The following is a 4165-nucleotide window of genomic DNA, read 5'->3' as shown; positions in this document are numbered from 1 at the left end:
ATCTTGAACCGCATGCCGATGTTGGCCGGACCAAGCGCGACTTTCCTGTACATGCCGAGCAGATAGGCCGCTCCCAGCAAGGCCCCCAGAACGGCAGCGGCGCCGATAGCGAGGTTGGCTGCGAACGCGCCCGACAGCACCAGCAACTCGCCCACGAACGAATTCGTTCCCGGCAGCGCCATCGACGACAGGGCGAATAGTGCAAGAAACGCCGTATAGACCGGCGCCGCCTTCATCAGCCCGCCATAATCCGCGATGCTGCGGGTATGGGTCCGCTCGTAGATAAGGCCCACAGACAGGAACAACGCACCCGTCGTCACGCCATGATTGAACATCTGCAGGATGCCGCCCTCTACCCCACGGCGATTCAGCGTGAAAATCCCCAGCGTCACCAGGCCCATGTGGCTGATGCTGGAATAGGCCACCAGCTTCTTCAGGTCGTCCTGCGCCAAGGCGAGCAACCCGCCATAGACGATGGCAACCGCCGAAAGAACCAGCATCAGCGTCGAGTAATACACCGTCGCCGCGGGCAGCATTGGCAGCGAGAACCGCAGGAATCCGTAAGCGCCCATCTTCAGGAGCACGGCGGCGAGGATGATGCTGCCGGCCGTCGGTGCCTGCACATGGGCATCCGGGAGCCAGGTATGGACCGGGACCATCGGCACCTTGACCGCGAAGGCGATCAGGAAGGCGAAGAACAGCCATGACTGAACCTGGAACGGCAAATCCTGCGCCATCAGGGCGCGGATGTCGAAGGTCTCGCCACCGTGGAAATAGAGCACGATGACACCGATCAGGAACATGAGGCTGCCTGCCAGTGTGTAGAGGAAGAACTTGAACGCTGCATAGACCCGGCCGTCGCCGCCCCAGATGCCGATGATCACGTACATGGGAATCAGCATTGCCTCCCAGAAGACGTAGAACAGGAACAGGTCCAGCGCGCAGAACACGCCCAGCATCAGCGCCTGCATTGCCAGCAGGCTGACCATGAACTCCTTCACCTTGCGGTCGATCGCAGTCCACGAGGCGAGCACGCAGATCCAGCCCAACAGCGCGGTCAGGAACACGAAGAGCGCGCTGATCCCGTCGATGCCAAGTGCGTAAGTGATGCCCAGCGTGGGCACCCATGGGCGCGTCTCTGTGAACTGCATCCCGTAGGTAGAGGTGTCAAAGCCGCTCAACACGGCGATACAAAGCGCGAAGTCGAGGATCGTGACACCCAGTGCCGTCCACCGCACCACATCGTCGTTGCGCATAAACATCAGCGCTGCTGCCCCGACGGCTGGCGTGAAGACGATGAGGCTGAGCAGAGGGATCGCCATGGCGCCCTCTACTGCCACGCCACAGCGAATACCGCGATGGCCGCGATCACACCTGCGATCATCGCCAGCGCGTAGTGGGTGACGACACCGCTCTGGAGCCGCCGCAATAGCCCACCGCCTCGAAGGATCGTGCGGGCGACGCCATTCACGAGTGCGTCAACGCCGTGGAGATCGATCCGCAGGCCTGCCCGTGCCGCCCCGTGCAGGAAGGGTAGCGCCGCGGTTTCGGAGACGTCGCTCACCGCCTTCTCGTAGCGCGCCAACGGTCTTTCAGCGAGCCACATGAAGTGCCGCGCGCCCATGCGGTAGAACCAGTCCGTATCGATGCTGATCGTATTCTCGGGGTCGAGCGCCTTGAGGAACATGACGAAGCCCAAGGCGGTGAACATCAGCACGCCGAGGCTCTCGGTGATGTGGGCGGCAGTGTAGGGTTCGAAGTCGACCGGATGGGGCAGAAGCGCATAGAGCGTCTGGGGGAATACGCCGATCGCAATGCAGAGCACGGCCGCCATGCCCATCGCAACCAGCATGTTGCGCGGCGGTTCTCGCGCTTCCAGTCCCTGGTCCTTGCCGAAGAACATGTAGTACGGGAGCTTGAGGCCGGTGTGCAGGAAGGTCCCTGACGACGCCATCGTCAGCGCCAGCACCACCAGCGCGCGATGATCCTGTCCGGCAGCGGCCACCACCATCGACTTGGTCACAAAGCCCGAGAAGAAGGGGAATGCCGAGATCGCAAAGGCGCCAACCATGTAGAGCGCAACCGTTACCGGCATGGTTTTGTAGAGCCCTCCCAGTTCGGTGAGCTTGCGCCGCCCCGTGACATGGATCACCGCACCCGCACCCATAAAGAGGAGCGCCTTGTAGAGGATATGCGCGAAGGCATGGCTGACGGCGCCGTTCACCGCCATCTCGGTCCCGATGCCGATGCCTGCCACCATGTAGCCGACCTGGCTGACGATGTGATATGCTAGGAGCCGTCGGCAATCGTTCTCCAGCACCGCATAGATGACCCCGTAAAGCGCCATCACTGTGCCGAGCCAGACGAGAAGATCGGTCCCCGGAAACGCGCGCGCCAGCACATAGACAGCGGTCTTCGTGGTGAAGGCGCTCATGAATACGGCCCCGGTGACGGTCGCTTCCGGGTAGGCGTCGGTCAGCCAGGCGTTCAGCGGAGGCACAGCGGCGTTGAGCAGGAACCCGGCAAGGATCAGGCAGGTGCCGAAGTCCAGTCCCCCTTCGACCGGACCGAAGAGCAGCGAACCGGTGGCGAACCCACGGAGAATGATGCCGCCGAGCAGAACGACGCCGCCGGTGACATGGACCATGAGGTAGCGGAAACCAGCACGGAATGCCGGCTCGCCGCGCTGGGCAAAGACCAGGTAGGCGGAGGCAAACGTCATACCTTCCCAGAAAAGGAACAGGGTCAGATAATCGCCGGCGAACACGACGCCGAGCGCGCTGCCGACATAGACGAACGCCGCCACATGCTGACCTGCGCGCGTCAGATGCAATGCATAGACCGTGCCGATCAATGCCATGATGCTGAAAACGGTGGCGAAGAGGACACTTAGCTTGTCGACCTTCGCAATCATGATTTGCTGCCCGATGAACCGAGCCGCGCCGTAGCTGCCGGGATGCATCGTCAGCACGGCGAGGATCGCCAGCGTCGGGATCAGCAGCACATAGGCCTTGCGGACGGACCCTCTTAGGAAGGGAAGGGGAAGCGCGCCGAGAATGAACAGCAGGCCGGGATGGACGAAGTCAGTCATAATAGTCCTCGCCCCGCATCAGCCCGCACCGATGGCCAAGAAACTTGGACACGAAGATCAGAAGCACGCAGGAGCCGAAGCCATAGAAAGCAGACCAGCCAGGCAACCGGTCCCACAGGTATTCGGCGTGGTCGCGGAAGACCAGAAAGTCGGCCACGACGACCAGGACGAGCACCAGATAGAATAGCCGGCGACGACTCGTCGCATATCTATGATCGCCAAAGAAATCGACGACGCGCTTGATCATCTGACGATCCTTTCCGCCAGGGCAAGGAAATAGTCCGGGAAGATGCCCATCAACACCGACAGGATGGCGGTCGCGACCAGCGGGATCGTCAACATCGGAATTTCACGAACGGTCGCCGGCCATTCCCGCGCCTCCGTCCCGAAGAAGGCGACATAGCTGATCGGCAGGAAGTAGGCGGCGTTCAAGACGGAACTTATCAGGAGCACGATAAGGAACGGGGTCTGCCCGGCCTCCGCAGAGCCGAGCGCCAGATACCACTTGCTGATGAAGCCCGCCGCGGGCGGCACGCCGATCATGCTGAGCGAGCCGACGAAGAACGCTCCCATCGTCCAGGGCAGCCTGCGGCCGATGCCGGCCATGTCGCTGATGTTGCGTTTGCCGGACGCGCAGTAGATCGAACCGGCGCAGAAAAACAGCGTGATCTTCGAGAAGGCATGCGCCGCGATGTGGATGATGCCCCCGACCATCGCGACGGGTGACAGCAGAACCGCGCCCAGCACGACGTAGGAGAGTTGGCTGACCGTCGAATAGGCGAGCCGAGCCTTCAGATCGTCCCGCGTCAGGGCGTAGATGGACGCCATCAGGATCGTGAACGAGACGATATAGGCCGTAGCGATGCCAAGCCCCAGTCCCCCCACCAGCCCTGCGCCGAAGACATGGAACACCACGCGCAGCACGCAGAATACACCCATCTTGACGACGGCCACCGCATGCAGGAGCGCGCTGACCGGTGTCGGTGCCACCATCGCGGCAGGCAGCCAGGCGTGCATCGGCATCACCGCGGCCTTGGCGAAGCCGAAGAGGTAGCAGAAATAGATGATGGTCAG

4 protein-coding genes are annotated in these 4165 nt (G+C 62.2%); all 4 read right to left on the bottom strand.

The genetic code is table 11. The annotated features are described in order from the left end of the window. The coding region (locus EOA38_RS29550; RefSeq protein ID WP_145966116.1) for an NADH-quinone oxidoreductase subunit M at positions 1–1322 on the bottom strand (1322 nt) is incomplete at its 3' end. Between the two features lie 8 nt (positions 1323–1330). After that, positions 1331–3091 carry a Na(+)/H(+) antiporter subunit D gene (locus EOA38_RS29545; RefSeq protein WP_127300895.1) on the bottom strand — a complete coding sequence of 587 codons (1761 nt, stop codon included), beginning with the start codon at positions 3089–3091 and terminating at the stop codon, positions 1331–1333. Next, a complete protein-coding gene (locus tag EOA38_RS29540; RefSeq protein ID WP_127300894.1) occupies positions 3084–3338 on the bottom strand; it encodes a hypothetical protein in 255 nt (84 codons plus the stop codon). Before EOA38_RS29540 ends, EOA38_RS29545 begins: the two co-directional genes overlap by 8 nt. Beyond that, positions 3335–4165, bottom strand: an 831-nt coding sequence (locus EOA38_RS29535) for a proton-conducting transporter membrane subunit (RefSeq protein ID WP_281060125.1), incomplete at its 5' end; no start/stop codon positions are given. The genes EOA38_RS29540 and EOA38_RS29535, both read right to left, overlap by 4 nt.

The sequence above is a fragment of the Mesorhizobium sp. M1E.F.Ca.ET.041.01.1.1 genome, assembly GCF_003997355.1.
GTDB lineage: Bacteria > Pseudomonadota > Alphaproteobacteria > Rhizobiales > Rhizobiaceae > Mesorhizobium.
Note: the sequence above shows the minus strand (reverse complement) of the source record. Positions and strands in the feature narration are given on the sequence as shown.

Coding starts and splice junctions, on each gene's coding strand:
- EOA38_RS29540 (WP_127300894.1), bottom strand. CDS start 3,338: ATGATCAAGCGCGTCGTCGATTTCTTTGGCGATCATAGATATGCGACG.
- EOA38_RS29545 (WP_127300895.1), bottom strand. CDS start 3,091: ATGACTGACTTCGTCCATCCCGGCCTGCTGTTCATTCTCGGCGCGCTT.